Here is a 15,790-nt window from a genome sequence, read left to right on the forward strand (position 1 = left end):
CAAAGGAGAAGTGTGGATTGGTTTTAAAATTTACTTACCGATTGTTTGTTTGGATTCTCATCGGAGTGTACCTTGCCTGTGTTTGTTAGACTAAAAAAAACAAAGCTAAGTTGTCAAACAATTCCATTTGAAGATGGGATCAGTTTCCTTTTGCCATTAGGAATTTTTCCATAAACTCTGTGATGTCTCGAATGTTTCGATTGATCATCTTACGAAGTTCAGGTGGGATATTTTGGGATTTGATCACGCGGTAATAATTGAGAGCATTTTTTAACATCTTACGACGGGCAAACTCTTGTGCTTTCATGAGCATCGGTTTGTATTTATAATACGAATATTCCATAATAGAATAATTCTTAGATAATCGGAACGCATGTGGGATTTTTCCAAAATCATAAGTCAGAGTTAAAAACGGAGCATCATCCGCTTCTGGTGGTTTTAATTCCAAAACCCCATGGATGATTTTTTCAGGTTCATCCTCTGTGGCTTTTTCGGCCATCTCCTCGAGAGGCATAGGAGATTCTTCTTCTGCGATCTCCCCCAAATCCCCATCGACAATTTCAATATCAGGACCATCTACATCATCAAACGAAGGGCCTTCTGTTTCACCTTCTTCTTCTTTTCGTTTGCGATCACGAAACACTTCATCCGCATCAGGTAAACCGATTTTAATATCATCAGCGACAAGTGGTCTGTTTGTAAGTTCCACTTGGATGGGCATATCCGTTTCAATAATCGTTTCCGACTTATGTTTGTTAGGATCAACTGCTTCTGGGAGTTCTACTTTTGAAGAAATTAATTCATCAGTTTGTGGATCAACTGGATCAGGGAGTTCCAGTTCTTTGCGTAAAGAATCAGTCGTATCTTGGAACCAATTTGGTTCCTCACCAGTTTGTTTCCTCTCGTCTGGATGGAGAAGAGGTTCTTTTTCATCCCTTCTCAGGTCATTTGGATCTGGTAATCCAATGGGTTCGAGGTCCCATGATTCAGGTAATTTTAAATTGGGTTGTTCTGGAAAGTATGATTTTAATAAATCATTGAGAGATGATTCTTCCCCTTTCGCTTCAAATTCTTTTGCTTTTTTTTCTAGTTTTTGAAGGGCTTGGTTTTTTAAGAACTCTTCTCTTTCTTTAAAACGATCACGTTTACGTCTGTCTTCCCCGGACCTTCTATCTTTCCTACCAACTAAATTGGTTCTTCTGTCAGGATTTTTCCTTCGCTCTTCCCCAGACCTTCTATCAACGAGAGGTAAATCTTTAAACTGTTTCCAATCATTTGAAAAAAATGTATCTTCAGGTAAATCAAGCTCAGATACATCTTTTTTAGAAATTTGCTCCGCTAACTCCTGCAAGTCGAAAGGTTTTCTTTCTTCTTCTTGCCTTTGTTTGTTTTCTGGTGGAACAAAAAATGGACCTACAATTCCAGAACCTGCTGGTGCCATAGGAATACCAGCTTGTGAAGGTGTTAATCCTCCAGCTGTCAAACCTTGGTTCAAGGATTGTAATAATTGGTCTTGGTTTTGTAAAAGTTTTGGATCGATGACGCCAGGAGATTGTGGACTTGATTGTAAAAACTGATACACAATTGGATGTACCAATTGGTTTCCACCTTCAACCGTTTGGTTGATTTGTGGTCCACTGGGAGGTTGTGGATCATTTTTCCCTTTTGGGAGTGGAGGTGGTGGGAAGTCTCCCAAATTTTGCCCAGGAGGTAAAGATGGTTCTTTTGGCAAATTTGGAAAGTTAGGTGGTGGAGAATTTTGTGCAAATTGAATGGCACGAGCAATTGATTCCGCAAATAATTCGGATACTTCTTTTAGGGCATGCACCAAATCACTTAAGTCTTTGTCTGATTTCTCTAAATTCCCTGGTGGTTTTGGTTTGGGTTTTTTCGGAGATTCATTGTCCTGGGTTTTGCCATCTTTGCCAGTTTCTTCGGATCCTTTTTCTGGATTGTCCTCTAAAAACTCTTCTAAATCCTGAATGTTTTTTTTGATTTTTTCTTTGATAGCAGGATCAGGAATACGATTGCCAGTCCTTTCAAAGATCTCAATTGCTTCCTCAACTTGTTCTGCTTCGACAAGTGCTTCCGCATTGAGAAGTGGCCTACGATGGAAACTATACTTCGAATTTTTAGAGATAATATCATCAGCTGAAAAACTAATCTCAGGACTCTCTCGCCTAGGTCTAGACGGTGAATCTTCAACCTCAGGATTTTCTTCACCAAAGTCACCTAACGGAAGCTCGCTCAGTGATTTAGGAGGTTTTTGTTTTTCTCGTTTCCTTCTTGGTGTATTCTTAGTTTCATCACCACCTAAACTTGGTTCGTCGAAATCTTCTTCTAAGTTGGGTAAGTCTGATAGTTTTTCAGAGAATGATTTTGGTTTTGATTTGGGACTTTTGGTATCTGTTTGGAAACCAAGTTCCTCTCCCCTACTTTGTTTGTTCCCTTTCTCGCGGGAAGATATCCCACCACCTTTTTTAGGAACTTCTGCCTCATCAGTTTCATCACCTTGCTTCTGTTTGAGTCTCCGTTTTTGCCTTGGACTCAAAGACGCACTGGACTCACCACTCCCTTCACGACGAGAGATCTCATCGAGATCGGCGCCAGCACCAGAGAGACCGAGTAACATCATAAGGGTTGTTAACATAAAAGGGTTCTACTCTTTATTTTCGAGGTTTAGAGAGGCGTAACTTAAGAAAATACCAAAGAATATTGCATTTCCAAGTATTTTACGAGGCTTTTTAAGCCAAACTGACCGCAAGTTCTTTTTCTGCTTGACACAAGAGAATTTCTTGCGTTCCATGGTGGCATGAAATCCGTTGCGAAAAAAAATCTCAGCTTTGCCTCCTCTCCGGACAATGCAGACGGGTTGCAGTTAAAAATCACATTCGATGAAGACACAAAAACTGCCTTCGGTGATTACACCTGCCCCGAAAAATACCAGGGTTTACCAGATCAAATCCATCCAGGGATTATCTCAACCATCCTTGATGAGATCATGGTCAAGATCAATGAAGCGATGAATTTCGAAACCACAACAGGGGAACTAACCATTCGTTTCCTACAACCTGCAAAGGTGAATGAACCTCTTCACTTACGTGGATGGTTTGTGAAAAAGAACAAAAAAATCATCGAAAACCGTGCTGAAATTGAAAATGAGATCGGCAAAATAGTGGCCCGCGGAAAAGGTAAATATATCGAAGCTGAAGACTGATAATGCCGATGTGGTGGAATTGGTAGACGCAGTGGATTCAAAATCCACCGATGGTAACATCATGCCGGTTCGATTCCGGCCATCGGTACCAAAAGTTATTTAGTTCGAAATCTCGCACAAGCTTTTTGATAAAACTCCTTTTCGATTTTATCAATTGCTTGTAAAACGAGATCCATCTCTTGCCTCGTTAACAAATCAAAAATTTTCTGTCCTTCCTTTAGAATCGAAACTCCAAGTGAAATTCCATTTTTATCATTCTCTGTATAAAGAGATTGTTTCGATTCCATCTTCAGAAGGATATCTTCCATAATCAATATGATCTTTCGAACGAGTTCTTTGTCAGAAAAAATAGAAAAGAGTGAACACACATCTTTCCGAAAAGCATCTGCTTTCTCTTTTTCCACAAAGGAGATGAGTTTCTCCATTGCAAAGTTCGATTCTAAAAACTCTTTTGGATTCTCTTGTGCATCAAGAGCCATCACCAATTCTTCTTCAAAACTATGAGCTGTCACATAAGAATGAAGAGCTGACATTCCCGCTTTTAATGCCATAGGAAAATGTTTACCAAAACGAAAGATGGACATAGCCAAGTTTCCGAGTATCCCCCATATTTTGGAAGGATGGTTTACAAATCCAGATAACGCATCAAAGGCGGCATCTAACTTTTTTCTTTTTTCATAAGAGGGATACAAATACTCTAAAAAAAACGTTAGCAGTTCTTGGATTGTTTTTTCCGAAATGGAATGGAATTCTGGATAATTCTGTAAATTATCTTTTGAATAACGAATCACCAAAGACTTTTGGTATAACTGGATAAACTCAGGAAACAAGGAATGATGTAAAACTTTAGATGTTTCTTTTTTTGGCTTCATATACTGTTAAGATTATAATACGTCTTCAAAATAAGTTTCATATCGTTCCCAATTTACCTTTTTTCCCTTGGGGTTATAAGGAAGGTTTGGATTTTTTTTCACATCAAGTCCAACAAACAAAGAATAAATGCCGACTGCAAGCGAGATGGCTGTTTCCTTTTTATTTTGGGTTAAGTATTTGATATCACGGCTTCGGTTCACATACCCAATTTCGATAAAAGCACAAAGTGCATTGGTATATGTAGGTAAACTATAGGTAGAAATATATGGCTTTTGGATAGGACCAAGTTCTGGATAAGGAGAATCTTTTTCTTTTAGTTGGATAGGAAGCCCATATTGGACAAAACGCATCAGTTCCCGTGATACATAATGGTTGTCACCTCCAAACCCTTCTTTCCCACCTTCTCTCCTCCACTCCTCTTTTTTCCCCATTTCCCGTTCCCAAAATCGACCCGACTCTAAAAACTCTTCGTGTGTTTTGGCATAAGGACCCTTTTTCCCAATATTTTTTTCCCAATTAGGATCGTCAGCATACTTCCAACTAATCATGTTTTGGCGGTAACCTTCAAACTTAGATAAGTCTGTTTCCTTTCCATTTTTTTTGGACCAATACCCATGTAGGTAAATCCAAGTATCGGCTGTAGCATTTTCTAATTTACTCCAACCAGATTGGAAAATAAGCCAATCAGACCAAGGACCTTTCAAAAATACACTCTGTGATTTTTGTTTTTCAGATATTTTTTTTAGATTAGAAAAAGTTTTGTACCCGGGAGTGAGAACTGCTGCCATTCCTCCTTTTTGGCCTTTACTAGCAGGGTTTAGGTGGAGGGATAAAACCAAATGGGGTTTTAGTTCATTGATTTTTGACAACCTACCTTTTTTTCTGATTCCAGATTTGGGATCGGGAAAATCATAAAGGCGGTACGGTGCATTTGGATCTTCTGAGATGGCATCATCATCAAACGATGTTTCTCTTGTTAGGTGGCTTAAGAGTTTCACACGAGTGAATTCATGTTTTTTGGAAAATAATTTGAGATAACCTTCAAATTCTTTCCAACCAACCTCGGTCTCAGTTAATTTTAATACCTTGTGGACTTCTTTTGCTAAATCAAGTACAACCTTTCTTTCCGTAATACTTCCATGTTCTGTACCTTGTTTGTATGTTTCCAAATAAGTTTGTGTGACACTGTCATATTTATCTCCATGTTGAGCTTTTGGATCTTTGGCAACGCCACCATGGCCAGGATCAATCACGATACGGAAACTTGGTTCCGAAAAAATAGAACTAGTAAAAACGAAAAAACAAACAGGCAATAACCGAAGTAAAAATGAAAGGTAGTTTGGATAAGATTGAGACACGCTTGTGCCATTCTCCGCCCTATAGCGAGCGGAGAAAAGAAAAGTTTGAAGGTATTATTTTGTGTTTTGGCTTACGATTTGATTTTTGTTATCAACAAGATCTTTCGCATATTTATCAGTGATCACTTTTTTATCTGCTTCTTGTTCTTTGAAATCAGTTAAAATTTTGATTCCATAGTCCTTTGCGATTCGGTAATGTACGATAGCATCGTAGTAACGATCATCCCTTGTCATATCTGTCGCTAACCCAAGTTGTCCATAGGCAATTCTTAGTTTTTGTTGTGCTTCAGCAATTTCACGGTATGGCACAACTGGTTTTACACCTTCTGTCGAAGTATCAACCAACTGAGCTTGTTCTTGGCCAGTAATGGTATCAGCACACTCAGCAAGTAAGTTTTGAGTTTTGGTGTCGTAACTTTTGGCAAATTTACCAAGTAGGGCATTGATGTCTTTTTCAAGAATCACCATCGCCTTACCAGAAGCAATATATGCCCTTCGGTAGTAATAACGTAATACAATTTGGTAGTCTTTTTTGATTTTATCTAATGCTGTTTTGGAGTCTGGAACTTCGTCTCCAAAGTTTGCCGTAACAATCGTTAACAATTTAATCGAATTGATGACTCTGTCTTTATTGTTTTCAGAAATATTTTTGTATTGTTTTCGTTCTAAATTGGTTCCTTGGTCCAATTTGTCTAATTCTTCAAAGGATTCCTTTCCTTTTTCAGGTGCACCTGATTCCTGTGCCGTTACCGAAAGACTCAAACAAACCATAGACAGAATCAAAAAACTTTTTTTTAACACGAAACGTTTCTCCTTAAACCAAGGAGCAGATTACACGAAAAGTTCTAGGTTTGACTACTATTTTTTCTACTTCCGAAAAAAGAGTAAGCCGTCTCCGACGGGGAACAAGGTATAGTCCGAAACTTGGGATTTCACCGCATTCCAAAGTTCCATCACTGCCATATCGGATGGTTTTTTGGGGTCTGGATGCAAAACTCGCCCATGCCAGAGTACATTATCAAATACAAAACTGGAGCCCTTTTTTGCCTTAGGCCAAAGGGTTTGGAAAATCTTTGGGTAGGTGATTTTATCACAGTCCACAAAATAAAAATCCGTATCGATCCAAAACATTTCCTCTTCCAAAGCTTCCAAAACAGAACCTGTCACCCGAGTAACATCCATTTGGTCTTTTACACCCATTTTTTCGGCATACACTTCTAATAATTTTGCTTGTTCTTCATGACGGTCCACCGTAACGATCTTTGAAGATTTAGATCCATAAAACATCCAAAGTGTTGAATAACCAAGACCAGTCCCTAATTCTAAAATGGTTTTAGGTTTGAGAAAGGAAACCAAATGGGACAAAACACCACCCGTTGCCGCAGTCACAATGGGTATGTTTTTTTCTTTCGCATATGCTTCCATTTCTGAAAACACAGGACTTGGTTTGCATACAAGATCTGTGTCAATAAATGGTTCTAAACCTTCAATGAAAATGCTGGGTCTCGGTTTCATGATTTAGGAGGTAAAAACAAAGAGATTCGATCTTTTAAAATGGTAGGGACTTTTTTTCGCAATAGATCGTTTAACTCACGATAACTGTAACGTTTGGAAGGATGGATAAGGACAATCGCTTCATTCTCAAAGGAGGAAGCATGTTCGACAATTTCATCAAAATGGGTATGACCCCACTCCCTAGCTCGACTTACATCTCGTTTCTCACAATAATAAGTACATTCCATAAAAAGGATTTTACTCTTACGAACGTCTTCGTTGGCTAAAACATATTCAATTTTGGAATCCCCAGAAAAAGAAACAAGAGGGACTGAAATTTCTTCTGTAGGATCGATTCCGTTTTCTTTTGATTTTCGAATTTCATCGGAGTGAAGAGATGCAAATTCTTTCTTTAACTTTCGTTTGGTTTCATATACTGTATATCCTTGCGAAGGAACTCTATGAAAACTTTCTAAAGGTTTAAAAAAATAACCCGGTTTTAAATCAACTCTATCTCCAAAATTTAATCCATAAAGTTCACATTCATAATCAAATTCTTCTATTTCGGAATAGAGTTTTAAAATTTGTGAGAGTTTTGGTTCGAGCGCCTTTGGTACATAAATTTTAGGTACGGGAAGTTTTCGAAGGCTTCTCTGTGAAACATAGTATGGGATTCCACAAGAATGGTCTAAATGTGCATGGGTAAGAAGGATTTTACCAATATGAATTTTATCAGGATTGATGTATCCAAAATCAAACATAAAGTCAAGCGAGGGACAAATAATGGAAGTGCGGATCCCACCTTCGGAGATCCCTTCAAATTTAATTCCTTTGTATTCAAAACTTGCTGTTAACATCAATCTTCTGGTTGTAAAACTTTCACTGAACCTTTCCAAAAACTTGTCAGTGATTTTGGACCAACTATGGTTGTGATCATTTTATCCGATTGGAAATAAAGATTTCCCACTCGTTTTAAGTCTGCAAGGGTTACTTTTTCAATTTCTTTACGAAAGTTTTGTAAGTATCCTTCCGGCATTTTGTGATCACGCCTTCTCACTTCACTTGATAGTGTTCGTTTATCATCTTCAAATTGAAACACAAACTGATTGATGATGGCATTTTTTGCACGTAACAATTCTTCTTCCGTGAGAGAATTGATGAGTTTTGGTTGGATGAGTTCTTTCATTAAAGACAAAACATCTTTTGCAGATTCTGATTTTGTCATGGCATAAAATTGGATGGTTCCATAATTTTCTTGAAAATCAGTATTACTGCCTGCGGAATAAGCGAGTCCTCTATTGTTTCGGATTTCTCTCATATAATACGAGTTAAACCCCCCGCCCCCGATGATATAATTTAATACTTGAATCGCATAAAAATCAGGATGGTTGTGTTCTGGTAAAACTCCCATCATGGAGATAAAAGTTTGGTTTACATCTTTTGTTACCAAACGAATGTCCTTACCCTCTTTTGTAACATTCTCACTTAAAATAGAAGGAGTGATCATTTCGTCTTTTGATTGAATCGTTTTTGGTAGATTCAAAAAAAATCCATCCCAAGATTTTAAATCAAAATCACCCGTGATGAGTAACCTTCTTTTTGATTCAGAAAGGATCTGAGATTGAAAAGTAAGTAGTTCATCCATACTAACAGAATTTATATTTTCTTTTTTCATGGAAGTGCCGGCAATGGTCCCGCGAAACATTGCTTCTTTTGCTTTCCTACTTCCTAAAGCAGAAGGATTATCATTCCTTCGATTGATCTCTTCCGTTAACTTTCCTTTTGTGACTTTTAGTAAAGTTTCATCCAAATTTGGATTCTGGAAAAATGATTGCATCACTGGTAATACAATCGACTCGGTTTTCTTTAAATAAGAAAGACTTACGATCGTTTTTTCATAATCCACTGAAACAGAAAAAGATGCCCCGTAAAATTCGAGGGTTTCTAAAAACTTTTCTTTTGGATATGTTTTGGAACCAGACAATTCCCAAGTATCTTCCAAGATTCTCGCAATTTCGACAGGGCGAGACCCTAAATGTTTTTTTCCATGGTAAATCAAAATATCTGCATATACGATAGGAAATTCTGAATTCTTTAAGGAAAATACTTCTACACCTGAAGGATTTGTAGAGGAAGTAATTCCTGGAACATCGAATTGTAAAGGTTTGATCTGGATATCTTTTACAAATTCTCCCATTTCGCGAGAAAACAAGGGAGAGAGACAAAGGATCAGTAAAATTAGGATTCGTTTCTTCATTATTTTTTCCTTACATCCTCTAATACACCGATGACTACATTTTCTTTCGTTAGGTATTTGGGAATCAAAGATTGGATTTCACTGCTTGATGCATTCATAATGGTTTGGTATTGTTTGAATAACCCTGACCAATCTCCATATAACAGCTGATAATAACTTAATAAGTCCGCAATTGTTCCATTTTCATCTAATGTTTTGATAAAATCAGATACCATTTGGTTTTTTACCTTATCCAATTCCTCTTTTGGAATTCCGTTTTCTTTAATTCGGTTGATTTCTTCCCAAATGATGGACTCTATTTTTTCAATATTTGCACCTTCATTTGGCTTAATGAAAAAAACGAAATAATTTTGGTATCGTTCGCCAGGGTAACCGTTGGCAGCACCAATGCTCAGCACTAACTTTTCTTCCAAAACCAAACGTTTATAAAGTCTTGAACCAGTACCAGAAGTTAAGATTGTAGAGAGAACATCAAAACTGGAATTATCTTTATGAGGATAAGGTGGTTTTAACCAACCCATCATCATTTGGCTACCAGAGGGATGGTATACCTTAAACCGTTTTTCACCAGGAAATGATTTTTCCTCAACTTTGTAATTGGGTCTTGGTTTACCAGGTTTTAGATCGGAAAAATATTTACGGATGATTGATTCCGTTTCTTCCATATCAAATTGGCCCACAATGGAAATCACCATTCTGTCTGGAGTATAATGTTTTTTGAAAAATTCCTTAGTTTCATCAATTTTGAGAAAAGGAAGTCCAGTGGAATAACCAATCACAGGTTTTCGGTATGGATGGCTTTCAAATGCTAAAGAAAAAAACTTTTCTCGCAAAACACCTGCTCCACTATCATCAGTTCTCATCCTTCTTTCTTCAATGACAACATCACGTTCTGTATAATATTCACGTAAGATTGGATCCTTTAATCGGTCGGATTCAATTTTTGCCCAGATTTCGATTCTGTTGTTTGGTAATTGGATTTGGTAATTGGTTACATCTTGCGAGGTGTAAGCATTAAATCCAACTTCTCCATTTTGTTCATAAATATAAGAATCTTCATTTTTCACGATGAACTCATCTTGTAATTGGATGAGATTTTTTAACCTTCGATTTAATGTTTCGATTTCAGATTCCAAAGAAGTGGGAACCATCTCCCCTCTTGTTAACAAATCCCTTCTTTGTAATTTTAAATTGTCGAGCTCAGTTCCCCAAACTTCGATTTGTTTTTGGTATTTTTCTTCTTTTTGGTAGTCAGATGTGCCAACATATTTTGTTCCTTTGAAGAGCATATGTTCCAATAAATGTGCGGTCCCTGCTTCTTCAGGCGTTTCATCCACAGCTCCCACCAAAAATTTGATATAAAGTGCAACTGTCGGCGAAGTTCCTCGTTTCATCATCACAACCGTCAGTCCATTTTCTAATTGGATGGTTTTGATTTTTTCGCGGAATTGGGACTCGGAAGTTCCAAAAAAAGAATCCTCTGAAAAAAGAGGTAAAAATTGTAGAAGGAAACAAAGGAAAAAGATTCGTAATTTCGACATCATCTACTAGTCTTGAAGTTGGAAATGGTTCGTAAACTTCTAATTTTAAGTCTCTTTTGTTCCTGCCGCCTCTTTACGATCGCCGATCCCAATTATGTGGAACGTGCCTTACAAAACGAATCGGATGAAGGTTTTATCTCTAGGGAATTTTTCCAAATCAAAGTAGAGATTCCCGTCACCTATCGTGAGATAGCAGGAAAAGAAAGAAGAGAGGAATGTAAAAAAAGAGCATTCATCGAAAGAGAAAGCCTAAGTTTGCCCTTCCTTCTCAAAATCCAGAGACAACAGCATCGATTTGGTGAAGGTTTAGATACTTCTTCGAAGTCATTAGAAGGTAAAGATCGGCAAACGAGACTTGTGACAAACGCACCTCAGATGACGACTGCCACAGGGACTATCGCAACCACTTCTACAACACATACAGTTGTTCCGCAGAGCCAACAAAGTGTTGGCACAACCAGTAACACAAATACAACACCGAATCCAACCCAGAACCTAGACGGAGTTAGGGGGATTCCCCAAACCCAAAAAAAGAACGACCGAGAAAACCTTCACAACTTTGCTTGGTTTTTCGACAGTTTACACTTATACAAAGAAGATTACTCAGACCCAACAAAATGTGCTTTCCTATTCCGAAATATCCAACCTAAACTAATGGAACGAGTGGAAAAAACACCGATCTCTGATTTCAGGAAACAATAGATGAACAAACACCTAACAATTGCATTGCTATCAATTTCGATTTCTTTTCTTTTTTTTCAATGTAAATCCAAAGAAATAAAAGAAACAAATGAACCCAAAGAAACAATAGAAACCAAACCTGAAGAGTCACCACTCGTCATAGAATTTACGAAAGCAAAAGAAGGATTTGTAACGGAAAGTTTATTCCAAGTAGCAGTTTCCAGTGTTCTCCCAACAGAAAAAGAAAGAGAAGAAGAAGCTAAGTCAATTGCAGAACAAAAATCACTCAACCTACTGAAAACGTATACCATTACCAACTTATCTGACAAAGGGAAAAAGGAACTGAGAGAAATCTCAAAAGAAGGAAAAATCGTCAACAAAAACGTTTCAGTAGGTGGCAGGTACTTTTTTCTTTACCAAATCCAAAAACCTAACTTAAAACGTCTTGTGACGAAAGACTTAGAATAACACTAATTAGATGGAAAAAGTTTTTGTAACTTTTGCCGGAATACAAATATTCTTAAGAAAGTTACAATAAAATAGTTTTCCTTCCATTAACAATTTCCCTTTTCCTTCCACTTGGAAGGTTAAGGGTTTTACATATTCAAAGTATTCTGGTTTTTTTGGGTGTGTTGGTCCCGTTAGTTTTAATTCTGCAGTCGTTACTTTAAGTCCTTCCGAACCTGATAAAAAAATTCTATGGGGGGCTTCGATTTGAAATCCAAAATCTTTCGGTAAGAACAATTCTAACTCATACTTACCTGATGATTTTTCCTTAATGGAGACTTCAATGGGATGTGATTCCATTGTTTCTCCCACTTGGACTTCCTTTGACTCATTACATCCAACAAATCCAAAGATTAAGATCGAAACAAACAAAGATGTTACAAATTTCCAGTTCATATCCTTTAGACTTATAACACTTTCCTTAGCACTACACAACGGTTCGAATTTGTTCCCTTTTCGTTGTTGGAGACTTGCCAACAATTGGATAGTTTTGTAAAACTTTGGGTATGGACATAGGTTTTGTTCCAAACAAGACCCGTTCCTTCCGCCATCCTAACCACATCTTCATCGAGGTACAAAATGGAATTTCCTTTTTTGACTTCACCCACTTCCATCACCATATAAGCACCTTTCTTTAAAACACGTGCCGATTCTTTCAGTGTAGATCGTATAAACTCATTCCAATCATTGAGATTACTAAAAATACTGAGTTTACGGTCTTTTGATTTTTCTATATCTAAAAACCAGTGGCGTAACCAATTATCCCCTTCATAGTCAACTTTATCTAAAAAAGGTGGAGAGGTAACAATCAAATCCACTGATTCTGATTCGACATTTGGAACAGAATTTGCCGAATTCAGAGAGTACAAATTGTTCTTAGAAAATTCATGATAAAAAGGTGGGATGGGCAGAGCCAAATCACGTTTCATCTTTTGGTAAATTCTAGGTTTGATCGGCCGGTATTCCGGGTTTATCCCTTTTTTGGCATTGTTTTTTGCCTGAGCTTCTGGAGGGATTGATACTTGTGGGAAAGTATACACTGAAAAAAATCCAGTACTATGACCATGTAACCGAGACAATGCGATAAGGGAAATGAACTTCATTTCAACGGAATCATCAATCGCCATATATTTTTTGAGATTTTTAATCTCTTTTAAGGTTTTCGGATGGAAAAAAGGAAGTAAATTGACATCAAAAGGATCTTCTTCCACTTCTTTGTCTAAATCTAGAGAGTTTAATTTTTTTTCCAAATCAACTAGTTTAGGAACATATTGTCTCGAACTTGCTAAAAAGATTGAAAGTGGATGGATGTCATTGTGAATCGCCGCATGACCTTCAATATTTGCTTGGATCGCTGTTGTTCCACGTCCACCAAACGGATCGTATACGACTCTATTTTTCTTTTTAAGAAATTCCTTCATAAAAAAAGAAGGAAGCTCTGGTTTAAAAGATGCTCTATAACTAACGGTATGATGGATTGGATGTCCTTGCCTTTGTTTTGCTGTCCAAAACTCACCAAAAATAATCTTATCCGAATCTTTAAGTAATCTGCCTGCTCCTGCCATCCTTTGCAAAAGCCTCCTCTTTCTTTCTTAAAAGATCGGAGGAAAGGTAAATCTAGAGTTGGATTTTTATTAAAATCTATGGGACATAGTTTTTCCAATTGGGGAAGTAAAAATCCATTTCATTCATTGGATTCGAATGAACATGTACTATTTGGTTTGTTCTTTCGTCCACAAAACGTATGCTATATGCATGTAACAACTGCCTATCAAAAACCAACTCTTCTTTTAAAGCTTCAGTCATTCCAGAATTAACAAAATCTAAAAAGATTGATTCCCTGTTTCCATACATTTTATCACCCAGGATAGGATAACCCAAATACAATAAACTGGCACGGATTTGGTGGATCCTCCCCGTAATGGGTTTCACAAGAACCAAACTCATGTCCTTCTCTTCGTTGTATAAAATAGGGAAAAAATGGGTTTGGCAAGTTTTTGATTCAGGAAATTCATCTGATGAATACACCATTTTTTTTCTGATCGCAGAATGAATATCTTTACCAATAAACCCATTTAACGTTTGTTCTGTTTTAAAATTTCCAGAAACGATTGCAAAGTATTCTTTATACACTTCTCGGTTTTCAAATTTTTTCTGGAGCCACATCCTACTCTCTTCGGATTTTGCAAAAATGACAATCCCAGATGTTTCGCGGTCTAGCCGGTGTACGGGAATGATTTTTGGGTATTTGGTTTCCAAAAAACTGAGTAAGGTTTTCGTTCGATAACGACCGGCTGGGTGCATGGGAAGATTGCCCGGTTTTTCCACAAAAAGGAACTCATTTGTTTCTTTCAGAATGGAATAATTTTCATCCACTTCTGGTTCAAGAATCCTGCCTGGAATTGGTTCGTATTCCAAGAGATCACCATCTGACAATTGTTTGTCGCCATTAACAAACTCACCTTCTACCTTAATGCGATTTTCAGCGATTAAAAATTCCCATTCTTCTAGACTATGATATGGAAATTTTTGTGTGAGATAGGTGATCACCGTTTTCCCAGTATAGGGTGGACGAATGACAGACCGGTAAGAAGTCATTTAATTAGGTTCTTCTGGATTCTCTGTAAAATTGTCTTCCATATGATTGGCAAATGGATCTGCCTCAGAACCTTCTTCCAATACTGTTTGTGAACTTTCACCTTCAGAAGTAGTCGATGTGGAATCAAAATTCTCTTCATTTTGTTCCCCTTCGTTTCCATCAGAACTTGCATTTTCTTGTGCTTCTTGTTCTTCAGGGTTCGGAACTTCTTCTTTTCCAACATTTAAAAAATCTTCGAGAGTCTCTGTATCTTTTTCTGTTAGGTTGTAGAACTGGCAACCAACCCGAAAGTTTGTTTCCTGGTTTCTAATATTTTTAATGATACCACGGATAGTTACTTTTTTGCCAGCTTCTAAGTTCAAATCAAAAAGGATGGTACCATTTAAAGTAACAGACCTAGAAAAAGAACGGGAAGGAGCATGGATAAAACTAATCCCTCCCATACTTAAGTCCATTACCTGGCAGACATCTCTAGATTCTTGGAATACACCAGTGTTAATGATATCGCGACTCACTGCATTCGCAAATGTTTGGATTTGTTTGTACACTTCAAACTCAAGTGGTTTTTCGGATAACACCTGTACATACCCTAAGTGAACATATCCTTTGTATTTGATGGGAACACAAATCTCTGAAATATAATTGTCAGGGATTTTGGAATTATCGAAAATCCGTAGATACTCATCAAACGGAAAAAAAGCTGGTGAGGCTGTTGATTTTTCTTTTCGGTCTACTATGAAGATATCTTTGTCATAATGGTGCATTAGACGAAGACGGTTGTCCATTCTCCCTGCAAAAAAAATGGAAGAAAGTGGGAAAGCTTTAGCCAGTTTCGTACGGTATGCAAGTAAAATAGCATCCACTTTTTTATCATCAAAACCAATGGCTTTGGATACATCGTTAACATTGATTATATTGGTAACAACCATCCCAGTTTGGATTTGGCTTGCTTCAACCCTTGTTCCCTGTCTAGATGCTGTAGCAATTTGTATTTTAACAGGTGTTAGAATTTCAATTCCATTCCCATCTCCACCTGCCAAATTAAAATGTGCTAAAAATTTGCTTCCATTATGTACAACAGTAAGAATACGTTCCCGTGTTGGAAACTTTAGATTGGTGTTGATGATGAGTGCTTTGTTTTTGAGGGCAATGATTTTGACTGGAAATTCTTTTTCTGAGTTTACGATATAAGCAGGTAATTTTCCAAATAAAGCAGTAATTACCTTCAAAATACCTTCAGGGTCTTTGATTTCTTTATCCATA

Annotated in this window: 15 protein-coding genes and 1 tRNA gene; 4 read left to right on the plus strand and 12 right to left on the minus strand. The window is 37.3% G+C overall.

What is annotated here, in order from left to right; translation table 11 throughout:
- Positions 1 to 139 precede the first annotated feature (139 nt).
- On the minus strand, positions 140 to 2,650 hold the full coding sequence (locus tag CH354_RS10555) for a hypothetical protein (protein ID WP_100766449.1): 2,511 nt from the start codon (positions 2,648 to 2,650) through the stop codon (positions 140 to 142).
- Between the two features lie 162 nt (positions 2,651 to 2,812).
- Between CH354_RS10555 and CH354_RS10560 the strand changes: the two genes are divergently transcribed.
- Both CH354_RS10560 and CH354_RS10565 read left to right on the plus strand, forming a co-directional pair.
- Positions 2,813 to 3,217: a PaaI family thioesterase gene (locus tag CH354_RS10560; RefSeq protein ID WP_002973585.1), complete on the plus strand. Its 405-nt coding sequence runs from the start codon at positions 2,813 to 2,815 to the stop codon at positions 3,215 to 3,217.
- Positions 3,218 to 3,221: 4 nt separating this feature from the next.
- A tRNA-Leu gene (locus CH354_RS10565) sits at positions 3,222 to 3,308 on the plus strand.
- A 4-nt stretch (positions 3,309 to 3,312) separates the two neighbouring features.
- Here CH354_RS10565 and CH354_RS10570 read toward each other — a convergent pair.
- The 7 genes from CH354_RS10570 to CH354_RS10600 form a co-directional block, all read right to left on the minus strand.
- Positions 3,313 to 4,089 carry a hypothetical protein gene (locus CH354_RS10570; protein ID WP_100726553.1) on the minus strand — a complete coding sequence of 259 codons (777 nt, stop codon included), beginning with the start codon at positions 4,087 to 4,089 and terminating at the stop codon, positions 3,313 to 3,315.
- 12 nt (positions 4,090 to 4,101) lie between these two features.
- The gene (locus CH354_RS10575) at positions 4,102 to 5,448 is read right to left on the minus strand and encodes an N-acetylmuramoyl-L-alanine amidase CwlD (RefSeq protein ID WP_409036362.1); all 1,347 of its coding nucleotides are present in this window, start codon (positions 5,446 to 5,448) and stop codon (positions 4,102 to 4,104) included.
- 54 nt (positions 5,449 to 5,502) lie between these two features.
- Positions 5,503 to 6,249 carry a hypothetical protein gene (locus CH354_RS10580; RefSeq protein ID WP_207762668.1) on the minus strand — a complete coding sequence of 249 codons (747 nt, stop codon included), beginning with the start codon at positions 6,247 to 6,249 and terminating at the stop codon, positions 5,503 to 5,505.
- A gap of 66 nt (positions 6,250 to 6,315) precedes the next feature.
- Entirely contained in the window at positions 6,316 to 6,963 is a 648-nt protein-coding gene (locus CH354_RS10585; protein ID WP_100726552.1) for an O-methyltransferase, read from the minus strand.
- Positions 6,960 to 7,799, minus strand: a complete 840-nt coding sequence (locus tag CH354_RS10590) for an MBL fold metallo-hydrolase (protein ID WP_100718095.1) — start codon at positions 7,797 to 7,799, stop codon at positions 6,960 to 6,962. Before CH354_RS10590 ends, CH354_RS10585 begins: the two co-directional genes overlap by 4 nt.
- Positions 7,799 to 9,199, minus strand: coding sequence for a M16 family metallopeptidase (locus CH354_RS10595; protein WP_100726551.1), 1,401 nt, complete (start codon positions 9,197 to 9,199; stop codon positions 7,799 to 7,801). The genes CH354_RS10590 and CH354_RS10595 overlap by 1 nt, the downstream gene beginning before the upstream one ends.
- Entirely contained in the window at positions 9,199 to 10,743 is a 1,545-nt protein-coding gene (locus tag CH354_RS10600; protein WP_100726550.1) for a M16 family metallopeptidase, read from the minus strand. The genes CH354_RS10595 and CH354_RS10600 overlap by 1 nt, the downstream gene beginning before the upstream one ends.
- Positions 10,744 to 10,764: 21 nt before the next feature.
- On the opposite strand from CH354_RS10600, the gene CH354_RS10605 reads away from it, so the two are divergent.
- On the plus strand, positions 10,765 to 11,442 hold the full coding sequence (locus CH354_RS10605) for a hypothetical protein (RefSeq protein WP_100766479.1): 678 nt from the start codon (positions 10,765 to 10,767) through the stop codon (positions 11,440 to 11,442).
- Complete coding sequence (locus CH354_RS10610; RefSeq protein WP_100726549.1) at positions 11,443 to 11,889, plus strand: lipoprotein; 447 nt, start codon at positions 11,443 to 11,445, stop codon at positions 11,887 to 11,889.
- 6 nt (positions 11,890 to 11,895) lie between these two features.
- On the opposite strand, the gene mpl17 is transcribed toward CH354_RS10610, so the two are convergent.
- The 4 genes from mpl17 to CH354_RS10630 all read right to left on the minus strand — a co-directional run bounded on the left by mpl17 (position 11,896) and on the right by CH354_RS10630 (position 15,789).
- On the minus strand, positions 11,896 to 12,324 hold the full coding sequence (gene mpl17 / locus CH354_RS10615) for a cell surface protein MPL17 (protein ID WP_100726548.1): 429 nt from the start codon (positions 12,322 to 12,324) through the stop codon (positions 11,896 to 11,898).
- An 11-nt stretch (positions 12,325 to 12,335) separates the two neighbouring features.
- A complete protein-coding gene (locus CH354_RS10620) occupies positions 12,336 to 13,493 on the minus strand; it encodes a DNA methyltransferase (RefSeq protein WP_100726547.1) in 1,158 nt (385 codons plus the stop codon).
- 76 nt (positions 13,494 to 13,569) lie between these two features.
- Positions 13,570 to 14,526 carry an RluA family pseudouridine synthase gene (locus CH354_RS10625; RefSeq protein WP_100729033.1) on the minus strand — a complete coding sequence of 319 codons (957 nt, stop codon included), beginning with the start codon at positions 14,524 to 14,526 and terminating at the stop codon, positions 13,570 to 13,572.
- Positions 14,527 to 15,789, minus strand: a complete 1,263-nt coding sequence (locus CH354_RS10630; RefSeq protein ID WP_100726545.1) for a PilZ domain-containing protein — start codon at positions 15,787 to 15,789, stop codon at positions 14,527 to 14,529.
- Between the last annotated feature and the right edge of the window lies 1 nt (position 15,790).

This window comes from Leptospira levettii, assembly GCF_002812085.1.
Lineage (GTDB): Bacteria > Spirochaetota > Leptospiria > Leptospirales > Leptospiraceae > Leptospira_A > Leptospira_A levettii.

What these genes read in the sequence shown, in the direction of transcription:
- CH354_RS10555 (WP_100766449.1), bottom strand. Translation starts at nt 2,650, where the DNA reads ATGTTAACAACCCTTATGATGTTACTCGGTCTCTCTGGTGCTGGCGCC.
- CH354_RS10560 (WP_002973585.1), top strand. Translation starts at nt 2,813, where the DNA reads ATGAAATCCGTTGCGAAAAAAAATCTCAGCTTTGCCTCCTCTCCGGAC.
- CH354_RS10570 (WP_100726553.1), bottom strand. Translation starts at nt 4,089, where the DNA reads ATGAAGCCAAAAAAAGAAACATCTAAAGTTTTACATCATTCCTTGTTT.
- CH354_RS10585 (WP_100726552.1), bottom strand. Translation starts at nt 6,963, where the DNA reads ATGAAACCGAGACCCAGCATTTTCATTGAAGGTTTAGAACCATTTATT.
- CH354_RS10590 (WP_100718095.1), bottom strand. Translation starts at nt 7,799, where the DNA reads ATGTTAACAGCAAGTTTTGAATACAAAGGAATTAAATTTGAAGGGATC.
- CH354_RS10595 (WP_100726551.1), bottom strand. Translation starts at nt 9,199, where the DNA reads ATGAAGAAACGAATCCTAATTTTACTGATCCTTTGTCTCTCTCCCTTG.
- CH354_RS10600 (WP_100726550.1), bottom strand. Translation starts at nt 10,743, where the DNA reads ATGATGTCGAAATTACGAATCTTTTTCCTTTGTTTCCTTCTACAATTT.
- CH354_RS10605 (WP_100766479.1), top strand. Translation starts at nt 10,765, where the DNA reads ATGGTTCGTAAACTTCTAATTTTAAGTCTCTTTTGTTCCTGCCGCCTC.
- CH354_RS10610 (WP_100726549.1), top strand. Translation starts at nt 11,443, where the DNA reads ATGAACAAACACCTAACAATTGCATTGCTATCAATTTCGATTTCTTTT.
- mpl17 (WP_100726548.1), bottom strand. Translation starts at nt 12,324, where the DNA reads ATGAACTGGAAATTTGTAACATCTTTGTTTGTTTCGATCTTAATCTTT.
- CH354_RS10620 (WP_100726547.1), bottom strand. Translation starts at nt 13,493, where the DNA reads ATGGCAGGAGCAGGCAGATTACTTAAAGATTCGGATAAGATTATTTTT.
- CH354_RS10625 (WP_100729033.1), bottom strand. Translation starts at nt 14,526, where the DNA reads ATGACTTCTTACCGGTCTGTCATTCGTCCACCCTATACTGGGAAAACG.
- CH354_RS10630 (WP_100726545.1), bottom strand. Translation starts at nt 15,789, where the DNA reads ATGGATAAAGAAATCAAAGACCCTGAAGGTATTTTGAAGGTAATTACT.